Genomic DNA, 25,611 nt, shown 5'->3' on the forward strand with positions numbered 1-25,611 from the left:
GAGGTGCTTTTGAACGAAGGAAGTGCCTCTAAAATACCTTCATTAAAACTTAAAAAGGTGTGAGAACTATGATCGAAATAACAAGTACGATAACACTTTCTCCATTCGTAAAAAATAAACATTGTTTCCAAATGGATGAAACTGATATTACAAACTTTACATTAACAATTGATCAAGGGGATAGCCGAAAAATTCCGCTTTTATTAATCTTGAGAGATCCTAACGGTTATGTACGTATACAATATCAAACGCCAATTATAAATGAAAAATTAGTCGTTTCGAAAGATTCAAAGTTTTGTTCCGCTGGTTGTATTGGAGGAGAAATACAGTCAGGTAATTGGGAATTAGAAGTCGTGTATATCCCTCATTGTGCAAAGAAAGTAGTAAAGTTTACTGGGGAAAAAGTTGACTATACAGTAAATATAGAAGTGAATGATCAGTTGAAACGAAAGTATAATAGAGAGCATTTTTGTAAGGGAAATGTTTTTATCGATGATGACCGTTTTAATAAGATAGTAAATGAAGAACATCGCTGGTACAAAGGAGATTTTCATGAACATACAGATTTAACAGATGGCGAGATAGATGATGAACTTGGAATGAAAGTATGTGAAAAACAAGAATTAGATTTTTTATATGCGACGGAGCATAATATCGTTATGCCATCTTATGAAAAAGGAAACACATTAATTATACCATCTATGGAACTTACAACTCCTTTCGGTCATTACAACATATTTGGTATAAGCGAATTCATTGATTTTACAGAGTATGTAGATGAATCATTTAGCGCTGAAAAAATGAATGCACTATTTTCACTCATGAAAGAAAAAGGCTATTTATTGAGTGTGAATCATCCATTTATGAAGCCTTGGGCGAACCAAGTTAATATTAACTTAGAAAATGTTCATACGATGGAAATTATGTGTGATCCAACTTATAAAAAAAGTAAATCATCTACTTTAGAAGCTTTGCGTTGTTTCGATCAAATGTGGTCAAATGGTCTTAAAATCTGGGGGATAGGAGGAAGTGATTCTCATTTACATCCGTCTAAAACATTCCCGGGATCAAAAAACCCATCAATTTACGGTGATCCAGGAACATATGTATTATGTAACGGTTTATCTATTAAGAATTTGAACGGTGCAATCCAAAAAGGAAGAATTTATTTCTCTCGATTTAGAAAACTAGCGATAGATATTCAAAACGAGGGTAAAACGATTGATGTCGGTGACGAGGCAAAAGGAAATATTATTTATAACGTTCAAACAGATAAACCGTGTGAGTGGAGACTACTTATAAATGGACGAACGATTGAAAAAGAAAACGGCAGCGATGTAACCTTTGCATTCTCTTTAAATGAAGGGGCGTACGCTAGAGTTGAGGGATGGGAAGAGGACGAATTAGTAGCGTTTATTAATCCTATTCATAATAAAGTTCAGTATAAAAATATGAAAACATGGAATGAAGTTATAGGGGGAATAAAAGGTGAATAAAGCGATTATTTTTGATAAAGATGGAACATTAATACAGTTAGATTCAGTTTGGTACAAAATTGTGCATCGTGTGTTAGATGATATATTTCAAACGTATCCAAATGAAGAAAGTAAACGAGATGACTACTTAACGATTATTGGTATGAATGATAACGATTTTGAGAGTACGAGTTTACTAGCTTGTCGTACAAATTACTTTATTGCGGCTGCATGGTATTCGTTGTTAGAAAATCAACATGTAGATAAAGATAATTTTATTCATAATGTATGTCTTCTATTCAAAAAGTACTCTACAGCAGATGATCTTGTATTTACAGAAGTGGAAGGTGCAAAGGAAACGTTACGATATTTAAAAGACAATGAATATATTATTGGGGTTGTTACGGCAGATGATGTTGATGCAGCTATTCATTCTCTGAAAATGACTGAGTTATATGATTACGTAGATTTTTTAGGTGCAGATGATGGTGTGAATAGAACAAAGCCTGAAAGTGATTTTTATCATATGTTTAAAGAAAAATTTTCACTTACTGAAGAAGATGTGCTTATGGTAGGTGATACATTAACAGACGTTACATTTGCAAGAAATAGTAATATTAAAGTAGTGGGCGTCTTATCGGGTGCGAGCAGGAAGGAAGATTTAGAAGGGAAAGCGGATTATATTTTAGACAGTATGAAGGATATTTCGAAGGTTTTATAATTCATGTCATCATAATTTTTAACAATATCTATAAATATAGCTCGAATTCTAGGAGGATATTATGGCTCAACTATCATTCAAAAACATTTACAAAAAATATGATCATGATGTGACAATCGTAAAAGATTTTAACCTAGAAGTAAATGATGGAGAATTTATCGTTTTGGTTGGCCCTTCAGGGTGTGGGAAATCTACAACGTTACGTATGATTGCAGGACTTGAGGAGATTTCAGAGGGCGACTTTTATATTGATGGAAAGCGTGTAAATGATGTTACACCGAAAGATAGAAATATTGCAATGGTATTTCAAAATTATGCGCTTTATCCGCATATGAGTGTTTATGAAAACATGGCGTTTGGATTAAAACTACGAAAATATAGTAAAGAAGAAATTGACCAACGTGTGCAACATGCAGCAAAAATTCTTGGGCTTGAGCAGTATTTAAGCCGGAAGCCAAAAGCACTTTCAGGTGGGCAGCGCCAGCGTGTTGCCCTAGGCCGAGCGATTGTTCGAAATGCAAAAGTATTTTTAATGGACGAGCCTTTATCAAACTTAGATGCGAAGTTGCGTGTTCAAATGCGTGCTGAGATTACAAAATTACATCAACAGCTGCAAACAACAACTGTGTATGTTACACACGATCAAATAGAAGCTATGACGATGGCAACGCGCTTAGTTGTGCTAAAAGATGGTATTGTACAACAAGTCGGTACACCGAAAGAAGTGTATGATAATCCAGAGAATGTATTTGTTGGAGGATTCATTGGTTCTCCTGGAATGAATTTTTTCAAAGGAGTATTAAAAGAAAATGCAGTTATGATTGATAAGTGGAAAATTGAAGTGCCGGAAGAGAAGATGAAAGGCTTGCGAAATAAGGGCTATGCGAATAAAGAAATCATAATAGGAATACGTCCGGAAGACTTTTATTATGGAAAAGCAATCGAGGCTTTACTATATAACGCAAAAGTAACGGTATCTATTGATGTAGCAGAATTAATGGGAGCAGAAACATATCTATATTCTAACATTAATGGACAATCTTTTGTTGCACGTGTGGACACATCTTTAGATGTGCAAAGTCAATCTAATATAGATCTAGTTTTGAATATGGATAAAGTTCATTATTTCGACTCTAAAACTGAGAAGCGAATTATTTTATCCCGCATTAACAGGCAGTAAACTCCCACCTCAAAATTCGGTGAATACGAGGAAGTCAGGTGGGAGATAACTGCCCGTAAAAGCCCGATTGGTTCAACTAATAATCAGAGGGGGATGGAACCCCCCTCTGATTAAAGTTTCACTTTATAGATAATAATTAATATGATTATACCTTTAGAATTTCTTCAACTACTACAAATAAATGCATAGTAACACGGCCGATTATCCTTTAGATTACAGGAAATCGGTTTTTTTATATAAAAGATCGCTTAGCCTTTTTGTTGGCAGTGCCCTGTCACAATCAAGCTGAGAAAAACAAATAATCCAAAACGAGAAAATTCTTAAGTTGATGGATGTGTGATGCTACTCCTATGTTAAGATTCGAGTCATTTAAAAAGCAACCTCTATATTGAGTTGTGTTAAAGCGACGTATATGATAAAAAAGATGTATCACTTGTAAAAAATTTGCATCACCTTGAATGAGCTAATACGACAAGAATTCGTGTCGGGCCTAATTAGGGAATGCAGTATAGATCAGTATATAGTATACAAGCATTCCCTTTCTATAATACGGTATGTTTTTAATATAATTAAAAGAAAAGTTTTATGTTCTTTAATATGATGTGACATAATACCAGTGTTTTTCTATTTTTGTGATTTCTTTATATTCATTATTAAAGTCGTATTTGTTTGGTCTAGTATCATTTGGTGTGTAAATAAATCCTGAAAAATTATCTAATATACCACGATAAGTAAAAAAGAAAACAGAAATACCATTTTTATTTTGTTGAATAATTACATCCCCACCGTTTTTGGAAGTGGATGCAAACTGTTTAGGTAAATGAATTTGTCTACTATCATAATGAACATTAGGAGTTAACTCTTTATGTTCTATAAGTGCTATAACTTTTTCACGGTCTTCTTTATAGATAATAAAATCTAAATTTATATAAATCGCATTAAATGGTATACATATCCAAGTAATTACTATGATTAGTTGAATAATTAACGGTTTCCAATTTTTGTATTTGATGAGATGTATGATTGTGAAAATTAATATTAAGAAAAACAATCCATGAACTATTATTGAAAGAAATGGCATAACAAATGGAGTAAGGAATTCAACTAAATACCATTTGAAAAAATGATAAAGTATAAGAGCGATACCGCTTATTAATGTAATTTTGGTTAAATTCTTATTCAAATTTTGAATCTCCTTTCTATACTAAAAACTATGTGATTTTAGTATGAATATAATATATGTTTTTTCATAAATTGCCCTTGTTTTCATTTTATTAACTTTGTGATGATTAATATTTTGAATATATCATAGGTTTGAAATTAAATAAACGGACATTAAATTTTTATATTTTATATAGAATAACAGTTAAATAAAAGTGAGGGAAGTTTTCAAAATAGACTAGTTTTTTATTTTAAATGTAATTTGATTTGTTTCATAAAATAGATCCAGTTCCGGTAAAATCAGTTGCAACAAGTGAACATTACGTTCATTGTGTATGTTATTCGTTTTTTATCGTTTTAGAAAACTGGTTATTGTTAGTTTCGTGACAATGGGGAATTAATAACAAAAAAGAATAAATATAAGCTTGCGTAAATGTTATGTAAAATAAAATCCTTGTTTACATACGAATGTTACATTGAGGATGTTGAAAACAGCTTATGGAGGGACAACAATGAAGAATCTTCGTAAAAAGATAATGAGGCTAGCATTAATAGAAGCTATTCTGGACGTAAGCAATTTGTAAGGAATGAGTAAGAAAAAAGAGATTTTCATAGTATAAAATATTTATTATACCTGCGTATAACACCTACTACTAATAATGTGTTATAATACGAATTAGCAACATAAAGGAAAGGAATTAGAAAAAATGACCTTACAAAATACTAAAAATTTAAAAAAACAAGTTGCTCCTTTTGAAAAATCAACGGCAAAAAAAAGTGTTTGGCAAATCATCAATACGGTAGTGCCATTTATTATCTTATGGTACCTTGCTTATAAAAGTTTGTCCGTTTCTTATTGGTTAGCATTAGTTCCAGCTGTATTAGCCGCTGGATTTATGACACGGATTTTCATTATTTTTCATGATTGTACCCATCATTCTTTTTTTAAAAGTCGTCGTGTAAATAGAATAGTAGGGACATGTATGGGTGTTTTAACTTTATTCCCATTTGATCAATGGGGGCATGAACATTCCGTTCATCACGCTACAAGTGGTAATTTGGATAAGCGAGGTACAGGAGATATTTGGACGCTTACAGTGAATGAATATTTAGCAGCGCCATTTAGACTCCGTTTAGCATATCGTTTATATCGCAATCCATTGGTTATGTTTGGGTTAGGTCCGATTTATGTTTTCCTACTTAAAAATAGATTTAACAGAAAAGGTGCCAGAAAGAAGGAACGCATGAACACCTATTTGACGAATGTTCTAATCGTTGCTTTAGTAGGGTTACTATGCTGGTCACTCGGATGGCAATCGTTTCTTTTAGTGCATGGTACTATATTCTTAATAGCAGGTTCAGTAGGTATTTGGCTGTTTTACGTACAGCACACGTTCGAAGACTCTTATTTTGAAGAAGATAAAGAGTGGGAATATGTGAAAGCGGCAGTGGAAGGAAGTTCTTTCTATAAACTACCCAAAATTTTACAATTCCTTACTGGTAATATTGGATTTCATCATGTTCACCATTTAAGTCCAAGAGTACCTAACTATAAACTAGAAGAGGCACACAATAATACGATTCCTTTAAAAAATGTACCAACGATTACTCTTGCTACAAGTTTGCGGTCAATCCGTTTCCGTCTTTGGGATGAGCAAAACAACAATTTTGTTAGCTTTAAAGACGTCAAAAATTTAGTGAAAAACAATGTTTCTATTCCAGTAAAATCAGAACTATAACTTCATCATATATGACTGACTCCCCTTAAACATTTTCGATTTAAGGGGAGTCTTTGTTTGACTAGTAGATGCAAAACTTAAATGATTTAAATTGTAATTGCGGAGGATTAGGAAATAGTAGGTATTAATATAAGAGGACGATAAAAATATTATGTTAACAATTTGAGGCGATTGATATTACTTTTTTCAATAGATATTATACTTAGTCTCTGAGTATATTTCATCTGGTGTGCATCATGTCTTACAAGAAACGTATGATTTAAAACTTAATACAATCTGCAGCAAATACATATGAAAATGATGTTACCTTAATAATAAAAGGATATTACGCTATGAAATAAATGATAATAAGAACAGTGAAATTATTTTAGAATAACAAAATACAAAACGGACAAACTCAATTATCCTTGAATTTGTCCGTTCAGTTATTGGTGAAAAAGGAGGAGTATGTAAATGAAATGTGCATATAGTCTAAAACTGTTTAAAGATATGTGAATGTATTTAAAGTGGGTTTCATTACATTTATTTATTACTTTTTAGTTTGCCTAGATAGTTCAACAGACTTTTGCGTACAACGCTGCATAGCTGAAATGATGGCTGTTCGTAAGCCTTTTTCCTCTAATGTTGCTACAGCTTCTATTGTTGTTCCGCCTGGGGAACAAACCATATCTTTCAATGCACCTGGATGCATTCCTGTTTCTAGTACCATTTTTGCAGAGCCTAACACAGCTTGAGCTGCGAATTTATATGCTTGATTTCTTGGCATACCATCTAGTACAGCAGCATCTGCCATCGCTTCTATAATCATATATACGTATGCTGGTGAAGAACCACTTACAGAAGTTACAACATCCATTAATTTTTCGCTTACGATCTCTGTTTGACCAAAACTATTAAAAATGTTTAGTACATCTTCTAAATCTTTTTCTGTCACCATTTCATTAGGACATAACGCAGACATTCCTTCTCCAACAAGAGCAGGTGTATTAGGCATTACTCTTACAACCCTTAACTTTTTATGAAAGGCATCCTCAGTACTTTTAATGCTTTTCCCTGCAGCGATCGTTACGACGATAACATCGTTTTTGATCACTTCTTTTATTTCATTAATTATTGATGCGTATAGGTCTGGTTTAATTGATAAAATTAAAATATCAGCATTTTTAGCTACTTCATTGTTGTCAGTTGTTGTAGTTAGTCCATATTTTTCACTAGCATGTTTTAAATTAGTAGTGTTTAAATCTGAACAAATGATTTTATTTGAAGACACTATATTTTTGTTTATCATCCCGCCAATCATAGCCATTCCCATATTTCCGCATCCGATGAATCCAATTTGTTTGTCCATAATAACTCAATCTGGCTCCTTTTATCATAAATTATATTGGTCTGATATTGTTATTCTAAAATAATAATGATATCTCCATGCAATATAAAGAAACATTTTAAGAGAGTGTGTTCCTTTTTGCAATACAAAATATAAAAATAAATTATATTCGACATTATGTAAGTACACGCATTATATTTAAAGATTTTATGTTATATACCTTGGTATGGAGAACAATATATGTTATTAATCGCATGAATGACAGGAGAGATTTTTTTAAAGATTTTATGTTTATGAATATGAGTATAGTTATATCAATTTTCACTATCATCCAGTATGTCCATAATCTCATACAAGAAACTTGTCATCATATTCATTTTGCAAAATACCTCTTGACACAAAAACGAACTATATAGCATAATATAAAAAATTAAATTGAAAATCGTTGAAGGGAACTAGTACATATGTCTTCTTGCGAAAGAGAGTGGAATTCACCGGCTGAAAGATTCCTCGTATAGAAAGTATCGAACCTATCCCCGAGTCTTAAATGAAAGTTTAGGCGTACGCCTGCGTTATAGGCGCCAAGTGGATATCTATGTATATCAATTAAGGTGGTACCGCGGAACAATGACCGTTTCGTCCTTTTTATTTTATTAAGGGCGAAGCGGTCATTTTTATTTTGCTCTTTAATACTATAGGTGCAGCACTGAAGAGGATAGACAGAGCTGCAAACTGTATAAATAAAAGTGTAATTTATAAAAAACTTTGATTTTAGACTTGGGGGATACAAAAGTGAAAAAACAACGAATTGTTGTAAAGATTGGGAGCAGTTCCTTGGCAGCAAGTCATGGAGGCATCTGTAAAGAACAACTTTCAGATCACGTTGCCGCATTGGCACGATTGAAAGAGGAAGGGCATGAAATTTTGCTAATTACATCTGGGGCAGTCGCTGCAGGTTTTTCTGCTCTAGGGTATCCTAGTAGACCTGTGACAATTAAAGGGAAACAGGCTGCTGCCGCTGTCGGGCAAAGTTTATTAATGCAGGCGTACACGGAGGAATTCCGTAAATATGGTATCGTTACTGCACAACTTTTACTAACGAGAAGTGATTTTTCTAGAAAAGAACAATACAGTAACGCTTACGCTACTTTAGGAGAGCTATTAAACCGTTCCGCTCTTCCTATAATCAATGAAAATGATTCCATTTCTTTAGAAGAGCTGACGTTCGGTGATAATGATATGCTGTCAGCTTTAGTAAGCGGACTTGTTTCGGCAGATATGCTTATGATTTTTACCGATGTGAACGGTTTATATGACCAAAATCCTCAGAAAAATGCGGATGCGAAAAAATATTATTTCCTCCCTGAAGTTACGGAAGAAATTGCTTCTCTTGCTGGAGATGCTGGCTCAAAACTTGGGACTGGCGGTATGAAATCAAAAATCGATGCTGCAAAGACGGCACTATCTCTTGGAGTGAGTGTATTTATTGGAACGGGATGTGGACAGGAGAAGTTTTTAGATGTTATGAAGGGCAAAGGTGATGGAACGTATATTGGTAATGCTCCTCAAAAAGTTATTAAGATGAACAAGCAATGGATCGCCTTGCATTCGCTTGTTAGCGGACAAATTGAAATAGATGCCGGGGCGGCTACTGCTATCATTCAGCATGGAAAGAGTCTTCTTCCTGCTGGTGTTACTAATGTGTCAGGATTTTTCCAAGCGGGCGAAGTAGTGGAAGTAATTACGCAACAAGGGCACGTAATAGGAAAAGGACAATGCAGATATAGTGCAGAGGAACTGAGGGATCTAAAAGGTATGCAGAGCCATGATATTCAAGCAAGAGGCGAAAGGCATAGTTATGAAGTCATCCATAGGGATAATTGGGTTTCATTTTAAGAATAGAGAGCGCTCTAATTCTAATAAGCAGGAAAGATTTAGATGATAGTGCATTACTAGAGTTAAACGGCTCTCAAATTTTATACTGATTAACCTTAAAAAGGAGGAAATAAAAATGAATGAAGTGTTAGCAAAGGGACAAAAAGCGAAAAAAATCGCTAGAGAACTTGTGCTTAAATCTACAAATCAAAAAAACGAAGCACTTGCTGCGATTGCTGATCAGCTGATAGTAGAAACAGCTTATATTTTAGAGGAAAACAAACAGGATATCGAAGAAGGTAAGGCAAAAGGATTTTCTGATTCTCTTCTTGATCGTCTTATGCTGAATGAACAGCGTATCATTGATATGACTGAAGGTATTAAGCAACTAATTGATTTACGTGATCCTGTTGGAGAATGTGTAAGTGCATGGGAAAGACCAAATGGATTATCTATTCAGGAGATGCGCGTACCACTTGGTGTTGTCGGAATGATTTATGAGGCAAGGCCGAATGTGACAGTGGATGCTGCTACAATTTGCTTAAAAACAGGAAACGCAGTAATATTGCGTGGTAGTTCTTCTGCTGTCTATTCTAACAAAGCTATCGTTGCTGTTATTCACCGAGCGCTCAAACAAACAAGTTTGCCTCCAGAAAGCGTACAGCTTATAGAAGATACATCACGAGATAGTGCAAAGCAGTTGTTTACATTGAATGAGTACTTGGATGTTCTTATCCCAAGAGGCGGCAAGCAGTTAATAGATACTGTAGTGAGAGAAGCATCTGTTCCAGTACTTGAAACAGGTGCGGGAAATTGTCATATTTTCATTGATGAAACAGCGGATAAACAAATGGCATTTGATATTATTATAAACGCAAAAACGCAGCGTCCATCTGTATGTAATGCAATTGAAACGATTATACTTCATGAGAATTGGGCGCAGCGATTTGGTAGCGAGCTGTTTTCTTCCTTGAAGGAAAGAGGCGTGGAACTACGTGGTGATAATAAAGCATTGGCAATTGATTCTTCTATTGCATCAGCTTCAGAAGAAGACTGGGAAACAGAGTTTTTATCTCTCACACTGGCAGTTAAAGTGGTTTCCACTCCAGAAGAAGCAATTCATCATATAAATACGTATGGATCCATGCATTCCGAAGCGATTATTACAGAGAACGAGGAAAACGTCAGCAAATTTTTCACATCTGTTGATGCCGCGACGCTTTATCATAATGCATCAACGCGTTTTACTGATGGATTTGAATTCGGATTCGGTGCAGAAATTGGCATCAGTACACAAAAGCTACATGTAAGGGGACCAATGGGGCTACCTGCATTGACTTCCACAAAATATGTGATTCGTGGAAATGGACAGATTCGGAGATAAGAATTATAAAGGAACAATCAAAATAATTTAATGAAGACACCCAATTTAATTCGGGTGTCTTTTGTAATTAAAACGAAATCAATATTCATTTACCACACAAAAAGCCCCACGAGCATAGCACTTAATAAGGAAACAGCCATTCCGCTAATAAGAAGCTTCCAAACATTTTTACCGATTATTGATGATTTTTCCCCGCCAAATAATGAATTGTAAGTTCCATAAATCATACCAACTGTACTAAAGTTTGCAAAAGAGGCTAGAAATGTTGTTGCAACCGCAATCGTATGTGGTTGTAAAGACTTTAAGTTTGATTTTAAATCCATCATTGCAACAAATTCATTCGTTGTTATTTTGATCCCCATTAATTCAGCTACATACATAGCATCACTGCCTGATAAACCAAGTAAAAAAGCGAAGGGACTAAAGATAATCGAGAAGATTTTTTGAATTGTTAAACCGGCTACAAAAAAGCTTAAAATACCATTTAAACATGCTGTTAATGCTACATACCCAATTACCATCGCTAAAATAACGATAACCATGTTCATCCCGACTAACATACTGTTTGAAATAGTAGAAAAGAAATCTTTTTTTTCATTTTTTGAAGGTGAATAAATAACATCTTCTTCTTTAGTGACTTCTACAGGATTTAAAACATTAGCCAAGATTAATGCGTTAATACAGTTTAAAGGAATAGCGCTGAAAATATATGTCGCTGGAACCATTGATAGATAAGCACCAAGAATGGATCCGCTGACGCTACTCATACTCATAATTCCAAAAGTCAACAAACGATTTTCTTTTAACACAGATAATTGATCACGAACAACTGCAAGTGCTTCCGTATTTCCTAAAAACATCATTTGGATGGAAAAGAAGCTTTCTAACTTTGGTAAACGAGAAATCTTTGAAATGATTGCACCTACTTTATCAATAATCCAAGTTAAGATTCCAAAATAAGAAAGAATATCGAAAAAAGTGATAACAAAAATGATAGGTAGTAATGCGCTAAAGAAGAAATCAACTGTTTGATTTTCCATAGCTGAAGGAAATGCAAATCGAATACCTTCATTCGCACATGATAGTAGCCAACTGAAAAATGACGCAATTTTATTAATTATGATACTGCCCAATTTGGTGCCTAACATAAACCATGTAATAAAAAGCTCCAATATTATTAGAATAATGATTGGTCTCCATTTTATTTTTCTTTTATTAGGCGAACATAGGAAAATGAATAATATTACAATGAAAATCCCTAACATATTTAATATGAAATGCATGTCAACAACTCCTTGAGCTTTATCCCGCTATTTGTGGGCAGTAAGACTCCCACCTCAAAATTCGGCGAATGCGAGCGAGTTAGGTGGGAGATAACTGCCCGATTGGTGAGGGCTAATAATCAGTGGGGGATGGACAAAACTCCCACTGATTAAAGTTTCACTTTATTATTTGTATATAAAAAAGCCCCTATTCTTCCAAATTTGGATTATGATCAGAAGTTATGAAGAATGTAAATTATGTTTGGGATCAATCTATTTCAATTTATGTACTAAAAATTAATGTTTTTTCGCTTTATAAAGGATATGTATTAATAATGTAAAGCAACAAAATAAATCTATTGGTAGAACGAAGGACAACAATTATTCGAAGTATGATAAAATTTTCTAAACTAATAACTGTATCCATTTTTAAATTGTTTAGGTGAAATACCAGTATGTTTTTTAAAGACCTTTGTAAAATGACTTTGGTCATGGAAATTTAATAGTGTGGAGATTTCTGATATAGAATGTTTTGTATAGGTCATTAAGCTTTTTGACTCATCTATCTTAGCACGCTGAATATATTCGCCTAATGAAATTCCAACCTCTTTCTTGAAAAGGGAAGATAGATAACTAGGATTTAATGCGACTATTTCTGCTAGATGGGATAGTGTAATATCTTCGTAAAGATGAGTAAATATATAATTTTGACATATGTTTATAGGCTTTAAATGTTTTTGCATTTTCCCGTTTTTAACTCGTTCTGAGAACTCAAGTAGAGCATTCTCTAAAAATGGGGAAATGGCTTCACTTTTTTTTATTTCTTCGAGTTTTTGAATTAATAAATCACTGAGGGTATATGCGATTTCAGGGAATAGTCCACCATCTATAGCCGACCTTGTCGCAAGTGTAATTGCTGCGATGGCAGAATTTTTCTGGCTTCGCAGGTGGCTTGTTTTTGACAACACCCCAAGATCGCCTGATTCAGGTGATTTTCTTAAATTTTTAATTAAATCATCCTTTTTTCCTTCCTTAATACACTCAAATATTTTCCTTTCAACTAGTGGATCGATATGAGTTAATGTACTTTGACGTTGCTCCGATATATGTATATCGGGCTGTTCAATCTCAAAATCATCCTTTTTTAACAGTATATTTTTTTGCAAAATATCAGCAATCTCTAATTTTTGTTGATACAGCATGTAATAAAGAATCATGCTTATATTTAAAAATTGCAAATTGCTTAAGACGGGGAGAGATTGATAATATCGAATCATTTCTTCTTTGTCTATTTTTAGTTGAAGATCATTAACGATTCCTTTAATTGAAGTTTCTGATAACCTGGAATAAAGGACTGGTCCAACGATGATATTCCCACTCAGTTGATCGTTTAAACGTAAGTTAATTGAGAAAAAATTTTCGAGAAAGGCAGTCTCTTCAAGTACCGGAAAAGTATAGGGTGGATTTCCCCTAAATAGTTGATTAAATAACGCCTCTTTTGAAGAATACAACGGGTTATACTGAAAATCGGGCGAGATTTCAAATGCCAAATTCCCTTTGTTATCAATGAAAAAGATAGGTGTTTTATGTATGTCAAAGACTAGCTTACAAATATAATATAAATCTTCTAGTTTGGAGCAATTCATTATTTTTACCTCAATTCTTTAAAAATCAGCCAATGCGAGAGTAGGTCATTTTTGTTTTGTATAGTAACTATATATATAGTTAACTGAAATTTTTACAAGTATTCTAAAGAATATACCATAACAGCAAAAAAATAATAACTATAATAGCGTTAAGAAAGCGTTCACTTAATTATTTTTTAGGAGGGCTATCTATCATGAAAAGAGATATTAAGAAAATTATTTCACAAATGACATTAGAAGAGAAGGCAAGTCTATGTTCTGGATTAGACTTTTAAGCTTTATGTAATCGTTAATATATGATGAAATTATTTAGCATTGGAGGAGGGCATCTAGTGATTAAATTAGTGTTAACTGACATGGATGGAACGTTCTTGAATAATAGTGGTGATTTTAACAGGGAACTGTACAAGGATGTAAAAAAGATTATGAAAGAAAAAGGTGTTGTTTTCGCTCCCGTTACTGGTAAACAATGTGAACGTGTAGAAGAGTTATTTGGCAATGATTCAGATGATTTATGGATTTTAGGGGATAGCGCAACTAGAATCAAGAATAACGGAAAATTTGTTTATGAATCTCTACTAAGCAATAATTTAGGATTGGAAATTATTCGTTTACTTGAGAAAGTGAGCTTAGAACATACCATTATTGCCTGTACAAGAAACGGTGAGATAATAAAAGAAAACATCTCTCATGAAGAAGCGGCTATTGTCAGAAAGTCCTATGCGCAAGTAAAACAAGTCTCTGATTTTAATGAAATAACAGATGATTTCATTAAAATCACTATTCACGACCCATTGTTAAGATGTATGGAGACCAGAGAAAGACTATCTCCGTTTTTTGAGTCGGCTTATATTGTTGCTTCTGAAGCAGCTTGGATTGATATAGCAAATGCCAATGTTCATAAGGGAACTACCGTTGAATACTTGCAGCGTTTATTGAATGTTACTCCTGAAGAAACAATGGCCTTTGAAGATGGTTACAATGATTTAGAACTCATGACTCGCGCAACATATAGCTTTGCTGTCCGAAATGCAGTTCAAGAATTAAAGGATGCTGCGAATTTTATTACCCTCTCTAATGAAGAAGATGCTGTTATGAAAACAATTATTCAAATGTTATCTTTACAAATGAACTCCGCTTCACTTTTGAAGATTATGTAAATGAAAAGTCCCTTCAGAAGAAGATTTGAAGGGACTTTTCTATGTTTCTAAATACATTTAATTCCAATAATGGATTTACTTCTGAATAACGATAATTATGTAACTGAGCTGTCCATATGGGTAGCTTATTGCATTTTTTTGCTTAGCGTTGTTTTTTCAAAAATGCTGCGATAGCAGAATTTTTCTGGCTTCGCAAGTGACTTGTTTTTGATAACACCCCAAGATCTCCTGATTCAGGTAGTCTCCTTAGATTTTTAATTAAAACATCCTTTTTCCCTTGTTTAATACACTCAAATATTTTCCTTTATTCTGCATAGTAACCATATTTATAATCAGCTAAAATTTTTACCAGTATTCTAAAAAATATACCATAATATCTAAAAAAAAATAACTATAATAACATTAAGAAAGCGTTTACTTAATTATTTTTAGGAGGGCTATCATGAAAAGGGATATTAAGAAAATCATTTCACAAATGACATTAGAAGAAAAGGCAAGTCTATGTTCTGGATTAGACTTTTGGAATACAAAAGGGATTGAGCGATTGGGCATTCCTTCCATTATGGTAACTGATGGACCACACGGCCTTAGAAAACAGGCAGAGGGAGCAGATCACTTAGGGATTTATAATAGTATTCCATCGACTTGTTTCCCATCAGCAGTAGGATTAGCAAGTACATGGAATAAAGAATTAATAAAACAAGTAGGAGTTGCATTAGGAGAAGAATGTCAGGCTGAAAATGTAGGAGTTCTCCTTGGACCAGGTGCAAATATTAAACGTTCGCCGCTATGCGGAAGAAACTTTGAATATTTTTCAGAGGACCCGTATTTATCATCACAAATGGCTGCAAACCATGTTAAAGGCGTACAAAGTCAAGGGATTGGAACGTCATTAAAACATTTCGCTGCTAATAATCAGGAGCATCGCAGAATGTCAGTAGATGCAATTGTTGATGAAAGAACATTGCGTGAAATCTATCTTGCTAGCTTTGAAGATGTCATTAAGGAAGCACAGCCTTGGACAGTAATGAGCGCATACAACAAGGTAAATGGTGAATACGCTTCGGAAAATAACTATTTATTAAATGATATTTTAAAAGATGAATGGGGATTTGAAGGTTTTGTCGTTTCTGATTGGGGTGCAGTAAATGAGCGTGTTGCAAGTCTAGCGAACGGTTTGGAGTTAGAAATGCCTTCAAGCTTTGGAATTGGTGAGAAGAAAATTGTTGATGCAGTTAACTGTGGTGAGCTAGCTGTAGAAAAGCTTGATCAAGCAGCAGAGCGTCTACTTTACATTATTTTTAAAGCTTATGATAACCAATTAGAAAACGCTGTGTATAGTAAGGACACGCATCATCAGCTTGCAAGAGAAGCTGCAAGTGAAAGTATGGTTATGTTACAAAATGAAGATTCCATTCTTCCGCTGAAAAAAGAGGGAACGATAGCGGTAATTGGAGGCTTTGCAAAGCAACCACGATATCAAGGTGGCGGAAGCTCTCATATTAACCCAACAAAGCTTGAAAGTATTCTCGAAGAAATTGAAACTGTATCAGGTGAAAAAACGAACATATTGTTTGCACAAGGTTATGATATTGCAAGTGATGATGTAAATGAAAGCATGGTTAATGAAGCGAAAAAAATAGCAGAGCGAGCAGATACAGCGGTCCTTTTCGTTGGACTTCCAGATCGTTATGAATCTGAAGGCTTTGATCGAAAGCATTTACAGATGCCAGAAAATCACGTGCAATTAATTGAGGCGATCGCTGAAGTTCAAAGTAATATCGTTGTAGTTTTAAGTAACGGTGCTCCAATTGAAATGCCATGGATAGGTAAAGTAAAAGGAATACTTGAAGGCTATTTAGGTGGACAAGCATTAGGCGGAGCGATTGCTGATTTATTATTTGGTGATGCGAATCCAAGCGGGAAATTAGCGGAAACATTCCCGAAAGTGTTAAGCGATAATCCTTCTTACTTAAACTTCCCTGGTGAAGGTGACAAAGTAGAATACAAAGAAGGTGTGTTCGTCGGATATCGTTATTACGATGCAAAAAATATTGAACCGTTGTTCCCATTTGGTTTTGGTTTAAGCTATACAAACTTTGAGTATAGTAATCTTTCAATAAATAAGAAAGAGATAACGGATACGGACACTGTTTCTATCAGTGTTAACGTGAAAAATACTGGTAGTACGGCAGGGAAAGAAATTGTTCAGCTTTATATAAAAGATGTTGAAAGCAGTATGATTCGTCCTGAAAAAGAGCTAAAAGGATTTGAAAAAGTAGAATTGCAGCCGGGAGAAGAAAAAACGGTTAACTTTACTTTAAATAAAAGATCATTTGCTTATTATAATGTTGAATTAAAGGACTGGCATGTTGAAACAGGTGAATTTGAAATTTTAGTAGGAAAGTCTTCAAAAGAGATCGTTTTACATGATAGCATGTATGTTCAATCAACGACCATAATTCAAAAACCGGTGCATCGTAATACTTTACTTGGGGACATATTTACGAACCAAATCTTAGCACCAATCGCAAAAGGGCTTATGGAAAAAGCATTAAAAGACAGTCCGTTTGGTAGTATGACTGAAGGGGATAGTGATGCCTCTGAAATGATGGACGCTATGCTGAACTATATGCCATTACGAGCATTAGTGAACTTTAGCGCAGGTGCTTTTACAGAAGAAATGTTGAGTGAAATAATAGGGCTATTGAACGATGCGCAGATGAATTAATAAGTGTGAATGAATTGTATTAATGGGCGGTAAGACTCCTACCTCAAAATGCGGCGAATGCGAGGAAGTGAGGTGGGAGATAATGGCCCGGAAATGCCCAATTGGTTTGGGTTAATAATTAGTGGGGGATGGACAAAATCCCATTGATTAAAGGTTTACTTTATCAATTTGAACATTCTTTGTTGAGTTTTAATTAAGGTTAATAATTCATTGTAGGATGTTTCGCCAGTATACAAAAAAGGCAAATGAGAGTTAGAATCTCATTTGCTTTTTTTGTACTTATTCTGCTAAATGTAGAATCATATGCTTGTCTATCATCTTTAATCATCGTTTATAAATATGAACGATGAGCTGGCCATGAACCTTGGAGTTTACGAAGTTGTATAATTTGTCCTGTATGATAAGCATCATGCAAAAGGATATTCAGATATTGTTGCCAAACTGGTAGAGAAGGACTTGGTTGATCCAGTTCTGCTTCTTGAAGGGATGTTAATGAAGATTGTAAGGCATCATGTACTTGAAGCGTGCGCTTCACTGTCTGTTGCCAAGCATCATCATCATCATTAGGTCCACCTTGGAAAAACGTGTCATAATTATTTTGTGGAGCAACAAATGTATCATCTTGATGTAAGCGGGAAAGTAAGCGCTCTTTAAAGGTTAGTAAATGGTTTGCATTTTCCCAAATCGTATTACTGGCCTTTCCTTCTGGTTGCCAACATGCTTGTGCAGCAGTAAGATTCTTTAACGCTTCTGATATCGGTGGGTACCATTCTTCTTCGTAAAAAACTTGCTTGACTCCATTTTGCAACATTTCTTTTTTACTCATTCGTATAGCCTCCTTAACTATGAAATTGACCAACAATAAGTGTTAGAGAAAACGTACCTACTTATCATCTGATTGATGTTTGGAAGTTTTTAAAAGAACAATACGGCGTCGTTGTAGTAATTGCAGAAATAAACTTATGCTTTCTAAATCATTTTTCTAAATGTAATAAATTCTCCTTTCTCTTCAATAAACCTGCCTCATAGTTGAACAAGGAAATCAACTGCAGCTTAAGTTTAAAAATTTGTAGCAATATAAAGTTTCGGAAGGTTTTAAAATTCTAAAAAATTAGAAGGTATAATTCGATAAATATAGAATTCAATACTTAGAAAATAAGGAGGGGATTAAATGGAAGTCTTTCACGTAACGAGCAGAAAGAGGGAAACGTACAACGTTCAAATGAGGTATTCGATACTTTTCGAATGTGCACTTGGCATTGCGGCAATTACTCATAAGAGGTTAATCGACACGCTTGAAAAATCTCAAAGCGAATGGGAAGAAATTAGACAATCATTATCGGTAGAGATGAGAGAGCATTTACAGTTTGTAGAAGGAAATAATACATGGAAAGCATTGCTTCAGTTATTGTATGAGGGAGATTTTCAGGATCTATCACAGTTTATTGCAAATATCGATTCACTTTCAGAAGAAGATTTAAAGTATATATGTTTACCGTTTTTAGGAGAGAAGTATGAAGAAAAAAGACGTTTAGCAGCAAGCGGAGAAGTAGCTGTAATACATGAACTAAAGGAACTGACACATGATCATCAGTTTTTTTCTACGTATATAGAGTTTGTATGTCATGTCGATGTGCGCGAACTAAAAACGCATTTAATCGCCGTCATGACAGGGTGGTATGACAGTGTTGTTAAAAAAGAGGCAGAAGAAATTGTTTCTATACTACAGCGAGATTATGAAGCGAAAAATGAAATGAATAAAAAGATGAAACCGGAAGAGTTTGTCGAGTGGGCGACTGGTGGAGTGAACTATATGCCAGAGCCAAGTGTCCATCACGTACTTCTTATCCCGCAAATGACGTACAGACCGTGGAATATAGAAGCGGATATTGAAGATACGAAAGTATTTCATTATCCAGTCGCGAACGAAAGCATACATCCTGAAGATCCATATGAACCGAATTATTTTTTAGTTCATAAACATAAGGCGCTCGGGGATGAAGCGAGATTACGAATTGTAAAAGTGCTGTTTGAAAAAGAACGTACATTGCAGGAAATTACAGAAAGACTGCAACTTGGTAAATCGACAGTACACCATCATTTGAAATTGTTACGTTCAGCGAAGTTAGTAGATATATATGACGGGAAATATGTATTAAGAAAGAAAGCAGTGCAGTCGTTAGCGAAAGAATTAGATACATTTTTGAATAGATAATATACAACGAGAATGTACATAAAGGGAGGAATTTAATAGAAAAGTTGGTGAGCTATAGTGAAGAGTGTATTGAAAAATCGTTCGTTTTTTTATATGTGGATTGGTAGCGCGATTTCAGAATTAGGCGGGGCTTTCGGGACGTTATGTAATTCGATACTTGTATATGAGTTAACAGGATCGAAAACAGCATTAAGCAGTATGTGGTTATTATATTTTATCCCGTCTCTCATACTGCAACTAATAAGTGGCCCATTTATTGATAAATGGAGCCGAAAGTGGATTATGATTTTTTCACAATGGATACGGGCATCTGTTTTCTTACTACCTTTAGTCATGTTAGTTACTAGTAGTATAGAAGTTTGGCACGTGTATGTCGTTCAAATTATAATAGGGCTCATTACGCCGCTTTATACACCCGCCAGTCAAGCAATTACACCGAGCATTGTAAGTAAAGAGCAGCTTCAAGATGCAAATGCGTATATAGATGGAATGACCCGTCTTATGATGTTTCTTGCGCCAGTATTAGGTGGCATTGTTATTAAATTCATTGGAATCAAATTAACAATGTTGTTCGTATGTGTTTGTCTATTCATTAGTGGAGGATTGTTACTTTTCATAAAAGAAAAAAGAGTAAAACAAGAATTGAGAAAAACGTGGCTAGAACAGTTTCTTCACGGTTTTACATACTTTTTTACAAAACCAATAATCGTTTGGCTCAGTGTATTTCTTACTTTCGTACAGTTTGGAGTAGGGGTAACGATGGTTACGAATCTTCCTTATATAAAAGACGAACTTTCAGCAGGATATGCTGAATACGGTTATTTTATGGCAGGTTTCCCGCTTGGCTATGTAGTGGGATCCATACTAGTCGGAAAAGTAACATATAAAAGTCGGCGTATACTTATGCTCGGAGGATTGTTTATAGGGGGCCTCACATACATTTCTCTAGGATTCAATCATAGTATTATAATCGCGGTAATAATTGAAGTAATTGCAGGTATATGTATTGCATTTTTCAATGTCCACAACACGACGATATGCCAGCAAACAGTCCCGAACAATATGATAGGAAAAGTATTTTCAGTGCGATTATTTTTCATACGATCGGCTATGCCATTAGGTGTGTTATTAGGGGGAATACTGAGTGAAATGTGGGGAGTGAGAGTGCTATACTTTATTATCGGTTCGATTATATGTGTCACGTCTTTAATAGGAATATTGCTTCCGTACTTCAAATTTTTAGATGAGGCGATTGAGGAGAAATCAGCATAATTCTAAAAATTAGAAACTTTTTAATTGAAAATAATTATCATAATCAATTATAATAGAAGAATACTAGTATTCGTATTACAAAGAGGGAGTGGAATATATGTTTATCGAAACAAAGACATTTACAGTAAAAGAAGGTACATCTAATATAGTTGTAGAACGTTTCACTGGAGAAGGAATTATTGAAAAATTTGAAGGATTCATCGACTTAAGTGTTCTCGTAAAAAAAGTAAGACGCGGAGATGAAGAAGTTGTAGTTATGATTCGCTGGGAATCTGAAGAAGCATGGAAGAACTGGGAAACGAGTGAAGAGCACTTAGCTGGGCATAGAGCAGGCCGCGGTAAGCCAAAACCAGATCATATCATTAAGGTTGAGCACGGGGTTTATTATGTGAAATCATCGAAATCGGCTTATCAGAAGTCGTAATAATATAAGCAGAGGATACATGTTGTAGAAGCTAACATGTATCCTCTTTTTTAGTACTAGGGGGATATAAATGAAAGAAAACCTTTCATTCATTACATATGAAAAACATAAAAAATTGGTACAAACAATATTAAATGAAAGTTTATATATGTATAAGGTAAATGGATTAATGCTCATCGGATCTATCGCAAGAGGTGACGCATACCCCGAATCCGATTTAGACTTATATGTTCTTTTAGAGAATGGACAAAAGAAGGATTTTCATTCAGAAATGAGAGAAGGTATTTTAATTGAATATAAGTATGCAAATTTTAATCAAATTCAATTAAACTTTAAAAATAATTCAATGGAATTATACTCTTTTTTAGAAGGGGAAATTGTATTTGATAGTAACGGTGAGTTGGAAAGGTTAAAGGAAATAGCTCAACATAAATATGAAAATTATTCTGTTTCTAGTGATAAAGTAAAAGGCATTTCTCATTGGTTAAATAGTTCGCTTATTAAAATTCAGGCTGCTTTGAAAGCAAAAGATGAGTTAAAAGCTTCATACATAGTTCACACATCAATGTGGACATTGCTAGAGGGAATATGGGCTATTAATAATAAGCCAGCCCCTCCAGCTGGAGCTGTTTTAAGGTATATTCAAGCATTACCTATTAGACCGACTAATTTTGATGAGTTACTTAATAAAGTGTTCTTAGGGGATACGACAGAGCGGATTTCTTCAGCAATTTTCTTGATTGAGTGGGTTTTAACCAATTTGGAGAATAAACAATAGGGCTACTACGATTCTCAATCTTTATCAGTAAAGTGATATTCCGTGTCGGATTGTTCATATAATTTCATTCATTGTATTCCAAATGTGGCATTAAAAAAACGTTCTAGACTATAGAAAAAAGTATTAGACTGTTAAAAAATAGTTGTAGACTGAACACTTGAATTCCTGCCCTTAAACATTCAAGTGTTATCTATATGGGTCAATATACTTCTGTATAATCCCTGTTTATAAGGAGATGAGTGAATGAGGTTGAACCATTTGAATCTTTGTGTTGATGATTTATCAGAAGCTAGACATTTTTTTGAAACATTTTTTGATTTTCAATTTTTGGAACAAAAGGGAAAGGCACTTGTAGTGATGAGTGATGAGAATGGATTTATACTTGTGTTAAGTGATCCAAAAGCGTTCAAGGGGAAAAAAGACGTTACATATCCTGAAGCTTTTCATATTGGTTTTTTGGTGGAAACTTCAAGTGAAGTTGATCGAGCATATAATCGTTTAGTAGCTGGGGGCATTGAAATAGACAAGGAACCTTATACAATGAGAGGTAGTAGTTATGGCTTTTATTTTACAATATTTAATGGATTATTAATTGAAGTTTCTTGCCTTGACTATAGAGAAGGTAAAAAAGTTTCAAAACCTAATGGCACTCATCAAGAATAATTGTTTGAAGGTGTATATCAAGCCCCTTATCCAGTTTGGGAAGGGGCTTGATCATTTTATTCGCTTATTTAATGGAACACCAAAGTAAAAAATAAGCGTCTTTTAGTCAGAAATCTGACTTGTGAGACAGCTTCTTTATTTATCTATAATGTAAATGGTCTCCATTCTCGTATGAAACAATGGATAGACCGATTTAAAGGCGTGGTTACAAAATATCTCGATAACTATCGCGCTTGGTTTTTATTTATTGATAGTTGCAGTAACGAAAGCACTAAACACAATATAAAAGAGTTTCTCCTATCGTCATTTGTGTATGAAATAATTGATACGTATGAGAGCTTACGTTTATCTAAGTTTATCGTGTAATTGTTCATTCTTATGCAACAAAAAAATTATCGTTTAATTCTTAAAATGGTAAAATTATATTTGGAGGTGAAATTGTGAAAAAATTCAGTGCATTGTCAATAGTCTTGATGTTTGTAGGGATATTATTATTCGGATTAAATTGGATAATAGATGGATATTCTGAGCCGATTGTACTGTTTAGTTTTATTTCTTTTTTAGTTGGAATTGTACTAAGTTTTATAGCAGTTGCTAAACGGGAAAAAGGAACATTAAAATTCATATCACTGATTTCTTTCTTCGTTGTGATGTTTTTAATTACTTGGTTTGAACCATTTCAGGTACTTCGAATTATTACTTGGCTAAAAAATGTCTCTTAACAGCGAAAAGTCGAAAGTATAAAAACGGGAAACCCTTATATTTGGGTTTCCCTCTAATTTACTCAATTTTCAACATTAAAATTTAACAGAGCCAAAAATATAAATATTAAGCGTGAATATAGTAAGGATACACCGATTATGGCAGCAAATTATTGGGAGTTTATCATTATTTTAAGAAATAGAGGAAGATGTTTTGTAGGATAAGTGAAAATCTAAAACAAATCATTTATGAACGAGAGTGTAGTCACTTTAAACCAACTGTTGTAGATTTTAAATAAAGTTTGATAAAAAGGTCTATTTTGTAGGGGAATTACTTATGCATAAAAGAATACTAATTTTTTGTATACTGTTGCTATAAAATTTCACGAATCAACCGGGTTTCCGATCTGATGTGGTGATGAGGTGCGAAGCTATTATGAGTACAGTGACATAAATAGGAGGTTGCTACTATGACAGCTTTATTTAAAGCTATGGCGTTTCAACTGAAAACTGAACGACTTGACCTGAATATGTGGGAGGAATCCGATTCAGTCTGGATGAGAAAATTAATTGGCGAACGTGGTGTGGACATGCCATCCCTGGACTCCGTTCGTAGCGATCTTATCGAGATGCGCAAGAGAGCATATGAAAATGGTATTTCTCTTCTTACTATTCGCAGGCGAGACAAAGGCGATTTCATCGGGTATTGTGGCTTGATTATCGGTCGTTCCACGCTTGAAGAGCCGGAAATTGCATATGAGTTGTTCCGCAGTGTTCATCGTAATGGCTATGCGACTGAGGCAGCATCCGCTGTGCTAGAGGCTGCGATTGCTACCGGGCGCCACAGACTTTGGTCAACTGTAGGTGCTTGGAATGTTGCGTCCTTCCGGGTACTAGAAAAGATAGGATTTGAGCGGCATCACAGTACGTGGGACGAGCGCGGTGAGATTGTTTGGAACGTACGCGATCTTTAGAAATCCTGATCAAATTCGGAACAATGAAAAATGTAAAAAAGCCCATATGTTAGATTGTCAAGTAATCTAACATATGGGCTTTACCTTATAGTAGAATATTGACTTTGTATATATTGAAGTGTAATGGTCTATCTTTCACCTTAATTTTTCACATCATCATATAATTCAAGCGCTTCTTTCACATTCAATCTATTTTTCACAATACCATGTATCGCTTGAATCATTGCAGCAGGATGTTCGGACTGCCATATGTTTCGGCCCATATCTACCCCAATTGCGCCTTCTTGCAGCGCATTGTACGTAATGTTTAATGCGTCTTCGATTGAATCTAGTTTTGGACCTCCCGCGATTACGACTGGGGCAGGGCATGTGCTCGTAATTTTTTCGAATCCTTCGCAGTAATACGTTTTAATAATGTCAGCTCCCATTTCAACACATACGCGGGAGGCGAGTGCTAGAAAGCGAGCTTCTCGTTTTTGTAGTTCTTTCGCAACGGCGGTAATACCGAGCACTGGCAGGCCGTAATCGTGAGCTTCAGAGACTACATTTGCGAGATTTGAAACAGTTTGTGTTTCATAGTCTGATCCAACAAAGACAGAAACGCCGACGCCAATTGCGTTTTGTTTTACTGCTTCTTTCACAGGTGTAACAATTGTTTCATTCGCTAAATCTTTGCCGACTACAGTTGCCCCGCCTGATACACGCATAACCATCGGTGTGTTGCAGTTTTCAGGAATGCAGGAGCTGAGTACACCGCGCGTTAAAAAGAGGGAATCTGTATATGGAAGCAAGTTTTTAACTGTTTCTAACGGTTGTTCTAGTCCGTGAATTGGTCCTAAAAAGTAGCCGTGATCTATCGCTAACATAACTGCTCTGCCGTCAGGTAAAATTGTGTTTAATCGATTTTTAAATCCCCAAGTCAT

Annotated in this window: 21 protein-coding genes, 2 pseudogenes and 1 other annotated feature; of the genes and pseudogenes, 16 read left to right on the top strand and 7 right to left on the bottom strand. The window is 34.7% G+C overall.

The features are described from left to right. Positions 1 to 68: 68 nt before the first annotated feature. The 3 genes from MR071_RS03245 (at position 69) to MR071_RS03255 (ending at position 3,376) form a co-directional block, all read left to right on the top strand. Complete coding sequence (locus tag MR071_RS03245) at positions 69 to 1,496, top strand: CehA/McbA family metallohydrolase (protein ID WP_242234877.1); 1,428 nt, start codon at positions 69 to 71, stop codon at positions 1,494 to 1,496. Further along, positions 1,489 to 2,196, top strand: a complete 708-nt coding sequence (locus MR071_RS03250; RefSeq protein WP_242234880.1) for an HAD family hydrolase — start codon at positions 1,489 to 1,491, stop codon at positions 2,194 to 2,196. Before MR071_RS03245 ends, MR071_RS03250 begins: the two co-directional genes overlap by 8 nt. Positions 2,197 to 2,257: 61 nt before the next feature. Next, positions 2,258 to 3,376 carry an ABC transporter ATP-binding protein gene (locus MR071_RS03255; RefSeq protein WP_242234881.1) on the top strand — a complete coding sequence of 373 codons (1,119 nt, stop codon included), beginning with the start codon at positions 2,258 to 2,260 and terminating at the stop codon, positions 3,374 to 3,376. Positions 3,377 to 3,968: 592 nt separating this feature from the next. On the opposite strand, the gene MR071_RS03260 is transcribed toward MR071_RS03255, so the two are convergent. Further along, positions 3,969 to 4,559, bottom strand: coding sequence for a hypothetical protein (locus MR071_RS03260; protein ID WP_105585078.1), 591 nt, complete (start codon positions 4,557 to 4,559; stop codon positions 3,969 to 3,971). 685 nt (positions 4,560 to 5,244) lie between these two features. Between MR071_RS03260 and desA the strand changes: the two genes are divergently transcribed. After that, on the top strand, positions 5,245 to 6,276 hold the full coding sequence (gene desA, locus MR071_RS03265) for a Delta(5) desaturase DesA (protein ID WP_105585077.1): 1,032 nt from the start codon (positions 5,245 to 5,247) through the stop codon (positions 6,274 to 6,276). 529 nt (positions 6,277 to 6,805) lie between these two features. Here the strand turns inward: desA and proC are convergent. Next, positions 6,806 to 7,624: a pyrroline-5-carboxylate reductase gene (gene proC, locus MR071_RS03270; protein ID WP_242234883.1), complete on the bottom strand. Its 819-nt coding sequence runs from the start codon at positions 7,622 to 7,624 to the stop codon at positions 6,806 to 6,808. Between the two features lie 415 nt (positions 7,625 to 8,039). Continuing rightward, positions 8,040 to 8,250, top strand: a binding site (T-box leader). Between the two features lie 145 nt (positions 8,251 to 8,395). On the opposite strand from proC, the gene proB reads away from it, so the two are divergent. Together proB and MR071_RS03280 are read left to right on the top strand one after the other, a co-directional pair. Further along, entirely contained in the window at positions 8,396 to 9,499 is a 1,104-nt protein-coding gene (gene proB / locus MR071_RS03275; protein WP_242234886.1) for a glutamate 5-kinase, read from the top strand. A 115-nt stretch (positions 9,500 to 9,614) separates the two neighbouring features. After that, positions 9,615 to 10,862: a glutamate-5-semialdehyde dehydrogenase gene (locus tag MR071_RS03280; RefSeq protein WP_242234888.1), complete on the top strand. Its 1,248-nt coding sequence runs from the start codon at positions 9,615 to 9,617 to the stop codon at positions 10,860 to 10,862. An 89-nt stretch (positions 10,863 to 10,951) separates the two neighbouring features. Here the strand turns inward: MR071_RS03280 and MR071_RS03285 are convergent, their stop codons facing one another. Together MR071_RS03285 and MR071_RS03290 are read right to left on the bottom strand one after the other, a co-directional pair. After that, a complete protein-coding gene (locus MR071_RS03285) occupies positions 10,952 to 12,145 on the bottom strand; it encodes a nucleoside transporter C-terminal domain-containing protein (protein WP_242234890.1) in 1,194 nt (397 codons plus the stop codon). A 389-nt stretch (positions 12,146 to 12,534) separates the two neighbouring features. Beyond that, on the bottom strand, positions 12,535 to 13,770 hold the full coding sequence (locus MR071_RS03290; RefSeq protein ID WP_242234892.1) for a helix-turn-helix domain-containing protein: 1,236 nt from the start codon (positions 13,768 to 13,770) through the stop codon (positions 12,535 to 12,537). A gap of 332 nt (positions 13,771 to 14,102) precedes the next feature. Between MR071_RS03290 and MR071_RS03295 the strand changes: the two genes are divergently transcribed. Next, positions 14,103 to 14,930: an HAD family hydrolase gene (locus MR071_RS03295; protein WP_242234894.1), complete on the top strand. Its 828-nt coding sequence runs from the start codon at positions 14,103 to 14,105 to the stop codon at positions 14,928 to 14,930. Between the two features lie 163 nt (positions 14,931 to 15,093). On the opposite strand, the pseudogene MR071_RS03300 reads toward MR071_RS03295, so the two are convergent. Beyond that, positions 15,094 to 15,234: pseudogene (locus MR071_RS03300) on the bottom strand (helix-turn-helix domain-containing protein); the annotation flags it as partial. A 138-nt stretch (positions 15,235 to 15,372) separates the two neighbouring features. On the opposite strand from MR071_RS03300, the gene MR071_RS03305 reads away from it, so the two are divergent. Continuing rightward, positions 15,373 to 17,661, top strand: a complete 2,289-nt coding sequence (locus MR071_RS03305) for a glycoside hydrolase family 3 C-terminal domain-containing protein (protein WP_242234896.1) — start codon at positions 15,373 to 15,375, stop codon at positions 17,659 to 17,661. A gap of 331 nt (positions 17,662 to 17,992) precedes the next feature. Here the strand turns inward: MR071_RS03305 and MR071_RS03310 are convergent, their stop codons facing one another. Then, positions 17,993 to 18,487 (bottom strand): DinB family protein, encoded by a 495-nt coding sequence (locus MR071_RS03310; protein ID WP_242234898.1) that lies wholly within the window; start codon positions 18,485 to 18,487, stop codon positions 17,993 to 17,995. A 345-nt stretch (positions 18,488 to 18,832) separates the two neighbouring features. On the opposite strand from MR071_RS03310, the gene MR071_RS03315 reads away from it, so the two are divergent. From MR071_RS03315 to MR071_RS03350, 8 genes and pseudogenes are all read left to right on the top strand, one after another. Beyond that, positions 18,833 to 19,876 carry an ArsR/SmtB family transcription factor gene (locus MR071_RS03315; protein ID WP_242234901.1) on the top strand — a complete coding sequence of 348 codons (1,044 nt, stop codon included), beginning with the start codon at positions 18,833 to 18,835 and terminating at the stop codon, positions 19,874 to 19,876. A gap of 57 nt (positions 19,877 to 19,933) precedes the next feature. Continuing rightward, a complete protein-coding gene (locus MR071_RS03320; protein WP_242234903.1) occupies positions 19,934 to 21,148 on the top strand; it encodes an MFS transporter in 1,215 nt (404 codons plus the stop codon). A 97-nt stretch (positions 21,149 to 21,245) separates the two neighbouring features. Continuing rightward, positions 21,246 to 21,572: a heme-degrading monooxygenase HmoA gene (gene hmoA / locus MR071_RS03325; protein WP_142395788.1), complete on the top strand. Its 327-nt coding sequence runs from the start codon at positions 21,246 to 21,248 to the stop codon at positions 21,570 to 21,572. Positions 21,573 to 21,642: 70 nt separating this feature from the next. Beyond that, positions 21,643 to 22,350, top strand: a complete 708-nt coding sequence (locus MR071_RS03330) for a nucleotidyltransferase domain-containing protein (RefSeq protein WP_242234905.1) — start codon at positions 21,643 to 21,645, stop codon at positions 22,348 to 22,350. Between the two features lie 243 nt (positions 22,351 to 22,593). Continuing rightward, on the top strand, positions 22,594 to 23,013 hold the full coding sequence (locus tag MR071_RS03335) for a VOC family protein (RefSeq protein ID WP_242234906.1): 420 nt from the start codon (positions 22,594 to 22,596) through the stop codon (positions 23,011 to 23,013). A 141-nt stretch (positions 23,014 to 23,154) separates the two neighbouring features. After that, positions 23,155 to 23,379: pseudogene (locus MR071_RS03340) on the top strand (IS1595 family transposase); the annotation flags it as partial. Positions 23,380 to 23,453: 74 nt separating this feature from the next. Continuing rightward, the gene (locus MR071_RS03345; protein WP_242234908.1) at positions 23,454 to 23,735 is read left to right on the top strand and encodes a hypothetical protein; all 282 of its coding nucleotides are present in this window, start codon (positions 23,454 to 23,456) and stop codon (positions 23,733 to 23,735) included. 449 nt (positions 23,736 to 24,184) lie between these two features. After that, positions 24,185 to 24,688 (top strand): GNAT family N-acetyltransferase, encoded by a 504-nt coding sequence (locus MR071_RS03350; RefSeq protein ID WP_242234910.1) that lies wholly within the window; start codon positions 24,185 to 24,187, stop codon positions 24,686 to 24,688. 140 nt (positions 24,689 to 24,828) lie between these two features. Here MR071_RS03350 and lsrF read toward each other — a convergent pair whose 3' ends face one another. Continuing rightward, positions 24,829 to 25,611 carry a 3-hydroxy-5-phosphonooxypentane-2,4-dione thiolase gene (gene lsrF / locus MR071_RS03355; RefSeq protein ID WP_105585063.1) on the bottom strand — a complete coding sequence of 261 codons (783 nt, stop codon included), beginning with the start codon at positions 25,609 to 25,611 and terminating at the stop codon, positions 24,829 to 24,831.

This window comes from Bacillus cereus group sp. BfR-BA-01316 (assembly GCF_022664195.1).
Lineage (GTDB): Bacteria > Bacillota > Bacilli > Bacillales > Bacillaceae_G > Bacillus_A.